Origin of the sequence: Nitrosovibrio sp. Nv4 (genome assembly GCF_900215485.1) — a bacterium.
In the GTDB taxonomy this organism is placed as follows: Bacteria; Pseudomonadota; Gammaproteobacteria; order Burkholderiales; family Nitrosomonadaceae; genus Nitrosospira.
The window spans coordinates 171,443-186,927 of the sequence record NZ_OCMZ01000002.1 but is presented as its reverse complement, the minus strand read 5'-3'; the positions used below and the strand labels follow the sequence as shown (position 1 = coordinate 186,927).

Genomic DNA, 15,485 nt, shown 5'->3' with positions numbered 1-15,485 from the left:
GCACGCCACGGGTAACTCGTGGCAAAAAGAAAATCAGAAAACTTTCGCGTTGGGATTCTTGAGTTAACTCTTAATTTGTTGGTGCCCGGAGCCGGAATCGAACCGGCATGGGCGATTAAGCCCGAGGGATTTTAAGTCCCTTGTGTCTACCAATTTCACCATCCGGGCAATTGATCTGAACGCGTCAATTGTAACCCGAAGTAAAAAAGCGCGATATATGTTCAGGGGATTCGTGCAAGTGGGAGGATTCGAGTCCTCCCGAATGATGTTTGAACGAAACCGGTCAAGTCTTATGGGTGCAAGCACTGAATGACTCAAGTTGGATTAGCGATTAGCGATTAGCGAAAAGAAGTGAGTATGGTACGGATTAGCTATAGTGCAATTTGAGAAGAGACCGATCAACCGCAGACGAGCGCGGTATCAGTTTTTACGACGCGGCACAAAAAAAGGGGCCCGACAGGCCCCTAAGCCGAATACAGTTCCTGGGTCAAACACGACGGCGGCGGGCCATCGCACTTATCAAGGCAAGACCGGCCAGCAGCATTGCATAGGTTTCAGGCTCGGGTATGGGCGCCAGGAAACCGCGGATCTCGCCCCCGGGGAACTCGGAGGAGTGAATATTCGCGTAGGCGCTGCCGCTATTTATCCCTGCCACAAGCGCATCGAATGCGCTATCGGCAGTTCCTCCATTGGCTGTGATGAACGCAGGATTGTAACTTGACGCCTGTGTCATATCAAAGGTGTGATCGTAATCTCCCGCCGTCACGTCGGAGGGAAAGTCGGTAAACGTAGGCATCGTAGTCGCCACACCTGCGAGACCGGCATTTGCTACAGTCGTACAGCAATGGATGTGTGAAGCTGTAACGCCTTCCACGAGACCACTGAAATTCTCCTGAACACGCATTGTACCCAGATCAGAGTCGATGGTGACCGTTGCCGCACCGGTAGCGGGAGACGTATTCGGCGGTTCCTCATTGGGGCCGCTGAGCACGGCTGTATAAATTGACTCATCAGCGGCGGCAGGCATCGCCGCTGCCGCCGCCAACAGGCACGCTGCAAATAAGGGACTGAGTTTCATGATTGCTTATCCTCCTAAGGTAAGTATGAACTGCCAGGTACAGCGGATACTGCAAGAACAATCGATGAATCGTGAACAGGTGATCAAGTGATCAAGTTGGGAATACAAGGGTCCCACTCGCATAGTACACATCAGCACTGGTCTTTCAATAGGCCATCTGGTTGCAGTGTGGGTGTGATTGAGGAACCGTTAGCTACAACCCAGTTCAGCCCTCATTTAATAGATTTGGGGTTAAGGCTATTCTGCTCGCCAAATATTAAATGTTTTGGACTCTGCATCCACCCCGCTTATTCTGAACAACAGAATCCAATTGGCAAATTAAATGAAAAGATGTTTTTCACTTGCGGTTCATACGGGTAATATGCATAACCTCTGGTGCAACACTGCAAATTAAGGCGCTTTCCTTTTGAAAATTCAGGTCGACATGTTTAGAAACCTGACCATCAAGTCTCGCTTGATCTTCACCTTTTCCTTCCTGGTGGCCTTTCTATTGGGAATGGGAATGATCGGTTTGTTCGGAATGAGCAGCGCGATAGATGGATTGAGGACGGTTTATCATGATCGAGCCGTCCCGCTCAGCCAGGTAGGTTATATCGAGTCGCTCTTGCTACAAAATCGCCTGGCTGTCACATCGACTCTCGTTATGCCGACCCCCGAGATCATCAAGAAAAAAACCGCGCTGGTCGAGAAGAATATCGCGGAAGTTACGAAAACCTGGGAAAGTTACATAACCACCCAACTGACTCCCGTAGAAAGAAAACTGGCGGCAAAATTTGCTGTTGACCATAGGAAATACGTGACAGAGGGTCTGATTCCAGCAGTAAGCGCTTTACGGTTAAATAAAATCGGGGAGGCGAACCGAATTCTCGTGGAAAAAATTCGCCCCCTCTATGCACCGGTCGGCGAAAGCATTGACGCTCTTGTTTTGCTGCAGGTCGATGAGGCCAAGAGAGAATATGATCAGGAACAAGAACGCTATAACACCATCCGCAGTATTCTCTTTGCCTCGATAATCATTGCCTTGGTCCTGGCTGCGCAATTCAGCCTCGTATTCATTCGTGTCATTTTTCGACCACTCGAGGAGGTAGTGAAGATTGCCCGCGGCGTTGCGGCGGGTAATTTGAGGCAGGAAATCGAAGTCAGATCGACCGATGAGATCGGGCAGCTCATGCAAGCCGTGAAGGAAATGCGGGATAGTCTGGTCGATACCATCGCTCAGGTTCGGGAAAGTGAAGCGCGTACCGGAGCTTTGGTGAGCAACTTGATTGACGGTGTTGTCTCGGTCAATGAGCAGGGCGTGATCGAAACCTTCAATCCTGCTGCCGAGCGGATTTTTGGTTACCCGGAGAACGAGATTATCGGGCAAAATATCGGTCTTCTGTTCCCGGAACTGGAGCAAGGAAAAGGTCAACGCGCCGACTATTTCAAAAATTATCTGGAAACGGAAGGGTCCAGAGCGCTAGGGGTGGTTACGGAGGTTGTAGGACTGCGCAAGAGCGGTGCAACGTTTCCACTGGACGTGGCGGTTGTCGAGATAGGTGGCGGGGATGATCGGATGTTCGTCGTCATCTTTCGCGATATCAGTCCTCGCAAGGTGGCGGAAGAGCAGAAAGCGAACCTGATGGCTGATCTGGAAAGCGCCAATGAGGAGTTGAAAAGTTTTGCCTATGTGGTATCTCATGATTTAAAGGCGCCGCTACGGGCCATCGGGGCATTGGCAGATTGGCTTTCCACCGACTATGCGGAAAAATTCGATGACGAAGGCAAAGAACATATGCGCCTCCTTGTCAGCAGAGTGCACCGCATGGGAAATTTGATCGATGGTATTTTGCAATACTCGCGGGTGGGTCGAGTAAGAGAGGCGCCGGTGGCAGTGGATGTCGGTGAGGTAGTACAGGACGTGATCGATCTCCTCGCCCCGCCGCCGAATGTTAACATTATTGTTGAGGATTCCTTGCCGACCGTCGTCGTAGAGCCAACCCGTATCCAGCAGATATTTCAAAACCTGCTTTCCAACGCCATTAAATACATGGATAAATCCGAGAACGTGATTCGGATTACCTGTACTGCCGAGGGCGAGCATTGGAGATTTGGCGTAACCGACAACGGGCCCGGCATTGAATCCCGCCATTTCGAAAGGATTTTTCAGCTATTCCAGACACTTGCGCCCCGCGATCGAATAGAAAGCACGGGTGTCGGTCTGGCCTTGGTGAAAAAAATTGTGGAAATGTATGGCGGCCATATCTGGATCGAGTCCACAATTGGTGAAGGTAGTACGTTTTTCTTCACTCTACCTCAAACTGCAGCAATCGCTAATAAATAAAGGAGAAGCAACGTGAAAATTACCAATAAACCCATTCTCCTGGTCGAAGACGATCAAGTGGATACCATGACCGTAATACGCGCGCTCAAGGAGATCCACGTAACGAATCCGCTCGTGCATCTGGAAAACGGGGAGGAAGCGATACATTATCTTCGGGAGCCGAAAAGCGACAAGCCCTGCATTATCCTGTTGGACCTGAATATGCCAATCATGAACGGGATCGAATTTCTACAAGTGGTAAAGCATGATGATCAGTTAAAGCGTATTCCGGTAGTGGTATTGACTACATCGGAGGAGCAGCAGGACAAAGTAAACAGCTTCAATATGGGTGTTGCCGGGTATATGGCAAAACCGGTCGATTATAGGCAATTTGTCGAAATCATGCGCTCTATTGACGCTTATTGGACCATTAGTGAAATGCCGTAACAAGGACTGAAAAGGGTACTTTCTGGATTCTTATCGTCAATTAGCTCTGCTATGACCAAACCATTGATTCGCGTACTCCTCGTTGAAGACGATGCTGTGGATCGCATGGCCTGCCGACGTGCTCTTGCGCGAAATGTGGACTATGAATTCGCGCTTTCCGAAGCGGAATCTGGCCATGAGGGGCTACAACTCGCCCACGAGCAAAAACCGGATTGTGTTTTGCTTGATTACCACTTGCCCGACCTGAATGGTTTGGAGTTTCTGGCTGCGTTAACCGATGATACGGGAGATGTGTCCATACCCGTCATGATGCTGACGGGCACGGACAACGCGACTATCGCTGTAGAGGCGATGAAGCGTGGCGCCAGGGATTATCTCATCAAAGATATGGAACACCAGTATCTTGAGTTGCTGCCTGCCGTCATCCAGCGCGTGCTGAGCGAACGGCGAATGCTTACCGAAAAGAAGCTAGCGGAAGATAAACTGGCCCAGGCCGAGGCCAAATACCGTTCGCTGGTCGAGACAATCCCGGCAATCGTTTACATCGCCACGCTGGATGGTACCAATCGCTTCCTTTACGTCAGCACGCGGATCGAAACGCTCGGGTTTCCTCCGGAGGAGTGGCTCAATGATCCGGATATCCTGCTTGCCCGGATTCACCCGGACGATCGGCCGCGTGCATTGGAGGAACGTGCCAAAAGCCGCGCTACCGGCGCTCCCCTGCGCTGCGAATACCGCCTGATTTCCCATGATGGAACAGTTTTGTGGTTTCGCGATGAAGCGAGCGTGGTACGGGACGAGTCAGGACGTTCCCTCTTCCTGCAAGGGATTCTGGTCGATATTACCGAAAGCAAACAGGCGGAAGCGGAGTTGCGGGAACACCGTTATCGCCTTGAAGAACTCGTGGCAAAACGCACGGACGAGCTGGCCAAGGTGAATGCGGAATTGCGCCGTGACATCGCTGAGCGGAAACTGATTGAGGAAGAGCTGACCAAAGCCAAGACAGATGCTGAAAAAGCGAATCTCGCAAAATCGGATTTCCTGTCCAGTATGAGCCACGAGTTGCGTTCACCGCTCAACGTCATGTTGGGTTTTGCCCAGCTCTTGGAATCGAGTTCACCAACGCCAACGTTCACGCAGAAGACAATGCTCAAGGAAATAAATGTCGCGGGGTGGTATCTGCTGGAACTGATCAATAAAATACTTGATCTTGCCACAATTGAATCCGGCAAGCTCGTCGTTTCCCAGGAACCGATGTGCATAGCGGAAGCCATGGCTGAATCGCGGACCATGATTGAACCGCAGGCCCAGGAGCGCGGCATACAGCTGATCTTTCCTCCGCCGGATATGCATTTTTTTGTGAAAGCAGACCGGACACGCGTGAAGCAGGTTCTGATTAATCTACTGTCGAACGCGATCAAGTACAACCGCGAGGGGGGTACCGTCGAAGTGACGTGCACCGTGACCGCTCCAGGGCGTATTCGCGTCAGTATCAGGGACACGGGAACAGGCTTGCCACCGGAAAAATTGACGCAGCTTTTTCAGCAGTTCAATCGGCTCGGCCAAGAGGCGGGCTCCGTCGAAGGTACAGGCATCGGCTTGGTAGTGACAAAGCAATTGGTCGAATTGATGGGAGGCGAAATCGGTGTGGAAAGCACGGTCGGAGAAGGCAGTGTGTTCTGGTTCGAACTGATCGCGGACGATGCCTCCAAACCTGCAACGATAGGAAGTAAAAGCGAGGAGCTTGGCACCGAAGGTTAAAGGGGCGCGCGCAATGCCGCTTAGAACCATCTAATCCACGGAGCGCGGCTCGCTTGCTCAAAGGGCTGAAATCATCTGTTTCCTACGCCAGGCCAGCGTATCGTTATCCAACAAATCTCTCTGCTTAATGCAGTAATCAGCAAGACACCGCATACATCTGTCGAGTTTGCCTACGTTTCGGGGATGGCGAACATCTATTTGCGTTTCGGCTATGCGAGTCGTCATAAGTTGTGCGCCAATTACCCCTGCGCAGAATACGGCATCCCTCCAGCATCGGTCCCATCGCTGCGTCAGGTCATCGAGGCGTTTGCCTAGCTATTGCATCGGCCGATGTGGGAAGTGTTGTGACGGGAGCCATCCCGATGGATGCGGATTTCTCAGCTCAAGCGGGCGGGTTCGAGCCAGGGGAACGTTCGCTGATAAACGGTGCTGATGGGAGTTACCGCTTTGAACGATGAAACCTGCAATTCTAAATCTTTACCGATAACTGGCAGTCTTCAACTATCGAGACTAAACTATTTAAATCCAGCGGCTTTCTCCTTTATGCGATTTTCCACATATTAATCTACCGTTGATGCCATACCGGTATGAAAGATGATACGAAAAATGCCACGCATCCCGCGGAGCAGGCTGGAAACTCCATAGAATCCTTGCGTAAAGCGGCCATGAGTTGCCGCGCCTGCCCGCTCTGGGAGAACGCGACGCAAACCGTGTTTGGCGAAGGCCCCTCGCACGCGCCAGTTATGCTCGTCGGCGAGCAACCTGGCGACCGGGAAGATCTGACAGGCCATCCATTCGTCGGTCCCGCAGGCCAACTTCTGGCACGAGCGCTAACAGCAGTCGGCATCCCGCGTGAAGAAGTTTATGTCACCAATGCGGTCAAGCACTTCAAATTCGAAATTCGCGGCAAGCGCCGCATGCACAAAAAACCTGTCGATTCGGAGATCGCGGCATGCTACGACTGGCTAAGGCGTGAAATTGAACTGGTTACCCCACGGCTCCTGATTGCGCTGGGCGCGACAGCCGCGCGCTCACTACTTGGCCGCGCAACACCGATTACGGTGAACCGGGGGAAATTGCGTGAGTATGCGTCGGGCGTATCGTTACTGATAACAGTCCATCCCTCATTCCTGCTGCGCGTGCCGGACCGAGACAAGGATGATGAATACGACCGCTTTGTGAACGATCTCAAGCTGGCAAGGGCCTTTCTGGACTAGTGTTCTCGCCAGCGTCCCTACTGGCAGATTGGATGCTGACTGCCGATACCGAGATTTTTTCAAGGCCCCTCATCTATCTCAAACCGCCATATTTTTTGCCTGCGAATTTTCCTTGATACAGGAGACGTAAATGAAACGGAAGAATCTGCGATTCGAAAGTGGATTTCGCGTGGTCCTTGGCAACAACGGCTCCCAGGCAGCGGAAATGGTTTTACCGCCGGGTAGCGCAGAAGGCGGTCCCGAAAATCGCCATCGCGGTGCCGACCAATGGCTTTATGTGCTTTCGGGAACGGGTATTGCGACGGTGAACGGTAAGCGCTATCGGCTGGGCGAGGGCTCCCTCATGCTTATCGAACGCGGCGACCAGCATGAAATACGCAACACCGGCGATGACCTGCTCCGCACACTTAATTTCTACGTACCCCCGGCATATACCAGCGACGGAGAACAGCTACCGCGCGGACGGAGCCAAGCGTGAGCAAAACGTTCATCGGAATTTCAGGCTGGCGCTATCCGCCCTGGCGCGGCGTCTTCTACCCTCCGGGCCTACCACAAAATCATGAGCTGCAATACGCTTCTCGAGCATTGCCGACAATAGAGATAAACGGGACCTTTTACTCCCTTCAGAAACCAGAGAGTTTTCAACGCTGGTACGACGATACACCGCCTGGCTTCATTTTCAGCATCAAGGGAACCCGTTTTATAACGCATATAAAACGCCTGCGCGACGTTGAAAAACCGCTCGCCAATTTTTTCGCCTCAGGCTTATTTAACCTGCGAGAAAAACTTGGCCCCATCCTGTGGCAATTTCCCCCAAGCTTTCGCTACGACTTTGAAAGGATGAAGTATTTCTTCGAGCTTTTGCCGCGCGATACTCAACAGGCGCTGAGCCTTGCTCGCCGGCGGGAGCACCGCATGAATGGCCGGGCACGGCTGGCGATCGATGCCAAACGAGTGCTCCGTCATGCTGTGGAGATACGGCACGAGAGTTTCATTGATGGATCTTTCGTCGAACTGCTGCGCGACTACAACATTGCATTGGTTATCGCTGATACCGCCAGAAAATGGCCTTACCGCGAAGATGTTACGGCAGATTTTCTCTATCTCCGCTTGCATGGCGACCAGGAAATTTATGCGAGCGGCTACACCGATGAGGCATTGACACGCTGGGCAGCACGAATTCGTGCTTGGCGAAAAGGCTTACAGCCACACGATGCGCATCTTATCTCGGCTCAGTCTGAGCTGAAACAATGCCCGCGCGATATCTATTGCTATTTCGATAACGATGTCAAAGTAAGAGCACCGTTTGACGCTCAACATCTGATTGGGAAGCTCTAGTCGGAAGTGTCTGGATAAGACTCATCCCTATTGCTGAATGTTCCTGATCGGCTTCCGCCGGAACCCTCGCTCTGCCGATCCTTGTTCAGAAACTGTCGCTCAAAAAAAGGAGAATTTCCCCTTTTTCTTTACATTAGACTTCTAGTGATTTTTATGGCTTTGACTGCCGGCCTTGGCGCGCCGCTCCAATGTTCTACCCTGGGTTGAAGACGAGGAATAATCATCACGCGATCCGCTTTTCCCACGGGCTTCACCCCCTTTTCGGCCAGCTTCGCGAGCCTCTTCGGAATCAAACTCGTGTGCCGTTCCCTTCTCATGCGCAGCCTTGCCGCCTTTCCTGCCGGCCTCGCGAGCTTCTTCCGAATCAAACTGGTGTGCTGTGCCTTTCGCATGAGCTGCCTTCCCACCCTGGCTCGCTATTGCCCGCTGTTTACCTTCATCCATGGAAGCAAAACCGCGTTTGCTCTGTCCACTGCTCCGGGCATCGCCATTTTTTTCTCTATTTGAAGCCATGTTAAATCTCCTGTCATGGATAATTCAGTTTTCCCGGCGACCCGCAATCCTGGAAGCATCATTTGATGTCTTCAGGATTCTTATCTCCACTTATTAGAGTTAAAACCAGAGAATGAGGGCAATCCTAAATGCCAAAATCACTTTGCTCTGTTCGAAAGCATACATAGCCATAGATAGCTTATAGGCTCCTGTAGTAGCCCCCATTCGCACAACCGGAAAGTTAACAAGGCAATATAGTCATGTCTAAAAGCTGATGCAAAGCTCACGGGAGGAATGTGGGTTGGCGAACAGAACTCCAACAGTCTTCAGGGTTATTTTCTTGCTAAAGCATAGCTATTCGTTATGCATTCGTAAAGAAGATGCGGTTTGCTGACCGCAAACCATTCACCCATCACCACCAATGGAGATAATAATCATGCCAACCACCCAAAGCGCTACAACACGAAAAACCGCAGCACATAGAACCACGACCAGCAAATCCAAAAACGAAGCCATTAAGTTGTTGACGGCTGACCATGCCAAGGTAAAAAAGATGTTCAAGGAATTCGAGAAACTATGCAAAAAGAACGACGAAGGAGGTAAAGAAGAGCTCGCGGTACAGATTTGCAGGGAACTTACCATACACGCCCAACTGGAGGAGGAAATATTCTACCCTGCTGCGCGCGAAGCTATCGATGACGACGATCTGATGAATGAGGCAGTGGTCGAGCACACGGCAGCCAAGGATTTGATCGCCCAGATCCAGTCGATGGATGTATCAGACCCCATGTATAACGCAACGGTAACTGTTCTCGGCGAATATGTTAATCATCATATAGAAGAAGAGCAGAATGTAATATTTCCCAAGGTGCAGAAAGCAAAAATGGACCTCGAAGAAATTGGCTCTCAAATAGCGGAACGTAAGGAAATATTGATGGAGGAATGACAATCTGAACAGGGCCCGAAAACTTCGGGTTCTACAGATCAGCCGTGCGGACGGATATCGATGAGGTGATCAGGGATGGCGAGCCGGGAACACCGACTCGCCATCACTCATGCTGAATCACTATCTGTTTTTATGGCTTTGGGTGCCGGTCTTGGGATGTTGCTCGGGTGTTCCACCCCGGGTTGAAGACGATGACTTATCATCGTACGAACCGCTTCCACGGGATTCTCCACCTTTCCGGCCGGCTTCCCGAGCCTCTTCCGAATTGAACTCGTGCGCAGTACCCTTTTCATGAGCAGCCTTGCCACCTTTACTGCCGGCTCGGCGAGCCTCCTCGGAACTGAACTCATGGGCTGTGCCTTTTTCATGCGCGGCTTTGCCACCTTTACTCCCAGCCTCGCGAGCCTCTTGCGAATTAAACTCATGCGCAGTGCCCTTCTCATGAGCCGCCTTGCCACCCTTGCTGGCTATTTCGCGCTGCTTATCTTCATCCATTGAAGCAAACCCGCGCTTGTCGCTACTGCTGCGGCCATCTCTATCTGAAGCCATATGAATCTCCTGATATCCGAAATTTCGAAAATCTCCCTGCGACTTGCATCAGGTGATGATGCCTTAGGGTTCTTATCTCTATTTATTAGGATTGAAAACCAGAGAATGACCGCATCCTAAGTGGCAAAATTACTTTACTCCGTTCGGAAGCATACATAAGAAAAGAGTGGAGCTTGACTGCTACGCTGATTTCATTGCACGCCCTTTCGACTCCGATCAACCTGAACTGCCGTGACCAGACTACCTCGATTACCCCATGCATTGCGGATATACGACAGGACCAGCGCGATCTCTTCGTCACGCAAGGCTTGTGCAAATGGAGGCATCCCGTAGGGGCGCGGATTGGCTGCGGTAACGGGCGCATAGCCTCCATGGAGAATGCTGCGTATCGCATTGATCGGGGAAGCCAGCGTCACACCCCGGTTGCCCGCGAGCGGAGGATAAACATTTGGCGCGCCCTGCCCCAGACTCCCGTGGCAATCCTGACAATGTGTCTCGTAGATTTCGCTGCCTTGCCGCAGTTGTCTATCGACTTCCGCGGTAAGCTCAGGCGCTATTCCCCTGGAATACGGCGCGCTCTCGGGCAAGGATTGCAGATAGGTAGCCATGGCGCGGGCATCATCCTCCGTCAGATGCTGCAGGCTTTGACTGACGACATCCGCCATTGGTCCGGTTGTCACTGCACGGGAGGCAAAGCCGGTCTTGAGTACTTGCGTGATATCCTGGATCGGCCAGTCGGCGGTGCTGGCTTCCTGGAGGGAAGTCAGAGAGGGCGCATACCAGTTCGAACCCATGATCTGGCCTCCTCCCAGTCTATCGCCCTGGCTTGCGCCAAGGGGATTGCGGCTGGTATGGCAGGCGTTGCAATGCCCAAGTCCCTGCACGAGGTAGGCGCCGCGATTCCATTCATCGCTCCTGCTGGCATCAGCTTTGTAAATGCCCTGGGTAAAGTAAAGGGCGCGCCAGAGATACAGGAGAGGACGGAAGTTGAAGGGAAAACTGATCAGGTGTGGCGCATTGCGTTGCTTGACGGCTGGCAACGATTGCAGATAGGCGAAGATAGCATTGGAATCCTCGCGCGTGACTTTCGTGTAGTCGGTGTATGGAAATGCAGGGTACAAAAGGCTTCCATCGCGGGATTGGCCATGGTGCATTGTGCGCCAGAAGTCCTGTTCATTCCAGAGCCCGATACCAGTTTCCTGATCCGGCGTGATATTCGGGGTGATGAAGGTGCCGATAGATGTGGCGAGGATGTGCCCGCCAGCGTACGGTTGCCCATTCTGTGCAGTATGGCAGCCCATGCAGTTACCGGCTTGTGCGAGATAGGCGCCCATCTGCTGGGCCTGCGGTGCTTGCAATATCGCAACATCGCCGGTCTTTGCCGTCAGCGGTGTTGCGTCTGGCGGTTGCAGGCCCACCAGTGACAACCCCATCGGTGTAAGAAATAAACCGAGACTGATGAGTCCGGCCAGCGCGACGGCGATGACAACAACAAGTTTCACTGCGACTCTCCAGGTTGCAGGACGACACTGCTGCAACGCCTCGTCAATTCTGGCGGCAGGGTTGCTCCCGAATCCGCTTTTTTTTGGGATTCGTCAACCGGTTGCGCGGCCAGCCATGCGGCGATGGCGCTGATCTCGCCGGTTGTGAGCTGTTTGGCAATTTCAGACATGCAGTCTGGCGTCTGCCCGCGCATCAACGCGCCATGTTGCCAGTTGCCGAACTGGGCGATGATGTAGACTCGTGGCAGACCCAATAATCCAGGAATAAAAGGTGCTGTTCCCATCAGGTCTTTACCATGGCATTCAACACACGCTGGGATTTTTCGTATGGGGTCGCCCTGGGTAACAAGTTTCCGGGCCAGCGCGACTTCGGCGGGAGAAGCGGTCATGGGTTCGGGCGGAGGAAAGGCCTGCTGCAGTGAGGCAAAATAGATGGCCATTTCCCGCAGGTATTGATCCGGCAGGCCTTCCAGCAGCAAGGCCATGGGCCGGTAGTGGCGTCGGCCGTCCCGAAAGTTGCGCAGCTGATTGAAAAGATAACCTTCCGGCTTGCCTGCGATACGCGGGTAGTAGGCATCTCTTCCTGCTTTATCCTCCGGACCATGGCAGATAACACAGGCTTTTACCCGCTCTGCCATCGTGTCAGGAGCGTAAACCGGGGGAATATCCGCCGCCACGACGGATGCAGTGAAAAGCAGGCAGGCAGTCAGCACAATTCGTCTCATAGGACAGTCTTTATATTTACAAGATGGGGCGACACCCTATTGAAATGCCGGACTCCCGCTACCGTGCAAATTTCCGCACGACAGTCATCAACTCATCAATAACCTCATCACCTTTACCGGACTGGATAGCACTCTGCATACAGCCATGGGTATGGTTCTCCAATAACAGCATGGCGACAGCGTCCAGCGCCGATTGCAGCGCGGAGACCTGGTTCAGGATGTCAACGCAATAACGATCCTCCGCTATCATTTTGTTGACCCCACGTACCTGGCCCTCGATGCGGTTAAGACGCTTTATCAAGGCTTCTTTGTCCGGTTGCACCACCGTCTGCGGTGTATGACATGACTTCTTGCTACTTGGCGGCTTCAAAATAGACATCCTTAAAGTGATTCTTCAATTAATTGTTTCTATTCCTTGAATTTAATAACAATTCATAGCAGTAGAGCGGTCAACTTATGGATTCAAAACCCGCGTTTCTGATAGCAAGCCTGAACTGCTGCGGGTCGGCTTCGCTTTCGTCGTACTGCAGGATGACTTGCTTCTGTTCCAGCGAAACATCGGCCCGCTTCACTCCCGCTATACTCTCCAGCCCGGTTTTCACCTTATTGACGCAACCCATGCAATTCATTCCATCAACTCTGATAACTTCTGTTTGCATTTCCTGACTCCTTTTGGTCAAGTTGAGTAACGGACAAATCAAATACCAGCACGCCACCGTTTCAACAATAATGAGTTACTTACTACGGAGACCGAACTCATCGCCATCGCAGCTCCCGCAATCACAGGATTAAGCAGCCCTATCGCCGCCAGCGGTATACCCAGCACGTTATAAATGAATGCGAAGAAAAGATTCTGTCGGATTTTTCCCAGCGTCGCCCGCGAGAGCGAGATGGCGTCAGCCACGCTCATCAGGTCGTCGCGCATGAGGGTGATGTCTGCTGCTTCTATCGCCACGTCGGAACCTGCGCCGATTGCGAAGCTCACATCGGCGGCGGCCAGCGCCGGAGCATCATTGATACCATCCCCCACCATTCCCGTAACTTGACCATCAGCCTTCATTTTGCCCACTTCGGCGGCCTTGTCTTGTGGCAGCACCTCGGCGCGATAAGCGGTAATGCCTACTTGCCTTGCAATTGCCGCAGCGGTGGCGGCGTTATCGCCGGTCAGCATCATCACTTCAATACCCATCGATTGCAGTCTTTCCACCGCCCGCCTGGACGTGCTCCGCAAGCGGTCGGCAATGGCGAGATAACCCAGCACTTCGGGAGGGTCACTGGATACAATGGCCACGCCTATGACGGTTTTGCCTTCCGCCTGGAGATCAGCTATCGGATTGTCATCAGTCACCGCGCCGCGCTCGCGCAAAAATTTGGGTGAACCCACGATATATTCAGCACCACCTATCCGGGCGGTAATCCCGCTACCGGTAACGGCCGCAAAATCGCTTATGGCTTGCGGCTGGATATTCATACTCTCCGCACGCTCCATTACTGCTTTTGCGAGCGGATGTTCCGAGCCCTGCTCAAGTGTTGAGGCGACCTGCATCAGCGCATGCTCTGTAATCGGTCCTGCTGGAACAATATCCGTGACTGCCGGTTTGCCCTCTGTAAGGGTGCCGGTTTTATCCAGGATCAGAACCTGAATTTTTTCCGCCTGCTCCAGCGCGACGGCATTTTTTACCAGCACGCCGGCTTGCGCACCGCGTCCTGCTCCCACCATGATCGCGGTTGGCGTAGCCAGCCCCAACGCGCAAGGGCAGGCGATGACCAGTACCGCCACAGCGTTGATGAGAGCAGGAACGAAATCACCTGCCAGCCACCACGTGATGATCAGCGTCAATATACTGATGATCACCACAACCGGCACAAATATGCCCGAAATGACGTCGGCCAATCGCTGGATCGGCGCCTTGGAGCCCTGCGCTTCTTCTACCAGATGAATGATTGCCGCAAGCTGGGTATGAGTCCCAACGCTGGTGGCGCGGCATTTGAGCAAACCCTGCTGATTCGTGGTTGCCGCGTAGACTTTCGCCCCCACCTGTTTTGCGGCAGGCAGGCTTTCGCCAGTCAGCATTGCCTCATTCACGTTGGAGGCGCCTTCGATGACAACGCCATCCACTGGCAGATTCTCACCTGGGCGCACGATAAAAATGTCGCCAACCTTGAGAGTACTTGCGTCTACCTCGACTATTTGTCCGTCGCGCTCTACCCGGGCGGTTTTAGGTTGCAGTTTGATGAGTTCTTCGATGGCGGCGGAAGTCTTGCCCTTGGCGCGCGCTTCCATCAGCTTGCCCAGCAGTACCAGCGTGATAATAGCCGCGCTTGCCTCGAAATAGACATGCTGATCCAGTGCCAGCAGCGTGACGACCGCACTGAAAAAGTACGCCATGCTGGTACCCAGCGCGATCAGCACGTCCATGTTGGCGCCACCGCCGCGCAACGCATTCCATGCCGCGATATAGAAGCGTTTGCCCACCCAGAACTGTACGGGGGTTGCTAGCAGCCATTGCAGCCAGCGCGGCAGGAACTCAGCATGATCGCCCCAGAACATGGGACCCATCTGCAGCATCAGCGGCAGGGTAAGCGCAGCTGAAACCCAGAACATGCGAAGTTCGGCATGGTACACCGCAAGCTTCCGGGCTTTTTCTTTGGCGCGACTGGCTTCACTAATTTCACTGGCGCCATAACCTGCCCTGGACACGGCAGCAATCACGTCATCCACTGACGCCGTACCAGGGCTGAAGCTGACGTGAGCTACCTCCGTGGCCAGGTTGACAGAAGCAGTGACTCCGGGAAGCTTGTCCAATGCCTTTTCTATACGCCCGCTGCATGCGGCGCAGGTCATTCCGCTGATTTGTAGTTGTACCGATTGCGGAACGACATGAAACCCGGCTTTCTCAATCGATCGGACCAACTCTTCAGGTGGAGTGGTAGATTCATCAAATTCCACGCGTGCCTTTTCGTTGGCAAAATTGACCACCGCACGAACGCCGGGCAGCTTATTCAGATTTTTTTCGATGCGCGCCGCACAGGCTGAACAGGTCATGCCTTCGATGGGCAGTTCGATTTGTTTAAGCGCAACCGAGTTCATGAATTTTCGTTATCTCGAAGATTAATAATATTTAGCT

At 52.8% G+C, this 15,485-nt stretch carries 15 protein-coding genes and 1 tRNA gene; 7 read left to right on the top strand and 9 right to left on the bottom strand.

Annotated elements, in window-relative coordinates:
* Positions 1–79: 79 nt before the first annotated feature.
* Positions 80–168, bottom strand: a tRNA-Leu gene (locus CRO05_RS08930).
* Between the two features lie 319 nt (positions 169–487).
* Positions 488–1,078, bottom strand: coding sequence for a CHRD domain-containing protein (locus CRO05_RS15830; protein WP_097066885.1), 591 nt, complete (start codon positions 1,076–1,078; stop codon positions 488–490).
* A gap of 424 nt (positions 1,079–1,502) precedes the next feature.
* On the opposite strand from CRO05_RS15830, the gene CRO05_RS08920 reads away from it, so the two are divergent.
* The 6 genes from CRO05_RS08920 to CRO05_RS08895 all read left to right on the top strand — a co-directional run bounded on the left by CRO05_RS08920 (position 1,503) and on the right by CRO05_RS08895 (position 8,143).
* Positions 1,503–3,401 carry a Tar ligand binding domain-containing protein gene (locus tag CRO05_RS08920; RefSeq protein WP_097066884.1) on the top strand — a complete coding sequence of 633 codons (1,899 nt, stop codon included), beginning with the start codon at positions 1,503–1,505 and terminating at the stop codon, positions 3,399–3,401.
* 12 nt (positions 3,402–3,413) lie between these two features.
* Positions 3,414–3,827: a response regulator gene (locus CRO05_RS08915; RefSeq protein ID WP_097066883.1), complete on the top strand. Its 414-nt coding sequence runs from the start codon at positions 3,414–3,416 to the stop codon at positions 3,825–3,827.
* Between the two features lie 51 nt (positions 3,828–3,878).
* Positions 3,879–5,588 carry an ATP-binding protein gene (locus CRO05_RS08910; RefSeq protein WP_097066882.1) on the top strand — a complete coding sequence of 570 codons (1,710 nt, stop codon included), beginning with the start codon at positions 3,879–3,881 and terminating at the stop codon, positions 5,586–5,588.
* Between the two features lie 587 nt (positions 5,589–6,175).
* Positions 6,176–6,805: a UdgX family uracil-DNA binding protein gene (locus CRO05_RS08905; RefSeq protein WP_097066881.1), complete on the top strand. Its 630-nt coding sequence runs from the start codon at positions 6,176–6,178 to the stop codon at positions 6,803–6,805.
* Between the two features lie 130 nt (positions 6,806–6,935).
* Positions 6,936–7,283: a cupin domain-containing protein gene (locus tag CRO05_RS08900; protein WP_090877834.1), complete on the top strand. Its 348-nt coding sequence runs from the start codon at positions 6,936–6,938 to the stop codon at positions 7,281–7,283.
* Positions 7,280–8,143 carry a DUF72 domain-containing protein gene (locus CRO05_RS08895; protein WP_097066880.1) on the top strand — a complete coding sequence of 288 codons (864 nt, stop codon included), beginning with the start codon at positions 7,280–7,282 and terminating at the stop codon, positions 8,141–8,143. The genes CRO05_RS08900 and CRO05_RS08895 overlap by 4 nt, the downstream gene beginning before the upstream one ends.
* A gap of 141 nt (positions 8,144–8,284) precedes the next feature.
* Here the strand turns inward: CRO05_RS08895 and CRO05_RS08890 are convergent, their stop codons facing one another.
* On the bottom strand, positions 8,285–8,656 hold the full coding sequence (locus CRO05_RS08890) for a KGG domain-containing protein (RefSeq protein ID WP_097066879.1): 372 nt from the start codon (positions 8,654–8,656) through the stop codon (positions 8,285–8,287).
* Positions 8,657–9,071: 415 nt separating this feature from the next.
* Between CRO05_RS08890 and CRO05_RS08885 the strand changes: the two genes are divergently transcribed.
* The gene (locus CRO05_RS08885; protein WP_097066878.1) at positions 9,072–9,581 is read left to right on the top strand and encodes a hemerythrin domain-containing protein; all 510 of its coding nucleotides are present in this window, start codon (positions 9,072–9,074) and stop codon (positions 9,579–9,581) included.
* A gap of 120 nt (positions 9,582–9,701) precedes the next feature.
* Here CRO05_RS08885 and CRO05_RS08880 read toward each other — a convergent pair whose 3' ends face one another.
* From CRO05_RS08880 to CRO05_RS08855, 6 genes are all read right to left on the bottom strand, one after another.
* Positions 9,702–10,130 carry a KGG domain-containing protein gene (locus CRO05_RS08880; protein WP_097066877.1) on the bottom strand — a complete coding sequence of 143 codons (429 nt, stop codon included), beginning with the start codon at positions 10,128–10,130 and terminating at the stop codon, positions 9,702–9,704.
* 191 nt (positions 10,131–10,321) lie between these two features.
* A complete protein-coding gene (locus CRO05_RS08875; RefSeq protein ID WP_235001362.1) occupies positions 10,322–11,632 on the bottom strand; it encodes a cytochrome c in 1,311 nt (436 codons plus the stop codon).
* Positions 11,629–12,357, bottom strand: a complete 729-nt coding sequence (locus CRO05_RS08870; protein ID WP_097066876.1) for a cytochrome C — start codon at positions 12,355–12,357, stop codon at positions 11,629–11,631. Before CRO05_RS08870 ends, CRO05_RS08875 begins: the two co-directional genes overlap by 4 nt.
* A gap of 58 nt (positions 12,358–12,415) precedes the next feature.
* The gene (locus CRO05_RS08865; protein ID WP_339389595.1) at positions 12,416–12,727 is read right to left on the bottom strand and encodes a metal-sensitive transcriptional regulator; all 312 of its coding nucleotides are present in this window, start codon (positions 12,725–12,727) and stop codon (positions 12,416–12,418) included.
* Between the two features lie 79 nt (positions 12,728–12,806).
* Positions 12,807–13,016: a heavy-metal-associated domain-containing protein gene (locus CRO05_RS08860; RefSeq protein ID WP_097066874.1), complete on the bottom strand. Its 210-nt coding sequence runs from the start codon at positions 13,014–13,016 to the stop codon at positions 12,807–12,809.
* A 38-nt stretch (positions 13,017–13,054) separates the two neighbouring features.
* Positions 13,055–15,448 carry a heavy metal translocating P-type ATPase gene (locus CRO05_RS08855; RefSeq protein ID WP_097066873.1) on the bottom strand — a complete coding sequence of 798 codons (2,394 nt, stop codon included), beginning with the start codon at positions 15,446–15,448 and terminating at the stop codon, positions 13,055–13,057.
* Between the last annotated feature and the right edge of the window lie 37 nt (positions 15,449–15,485).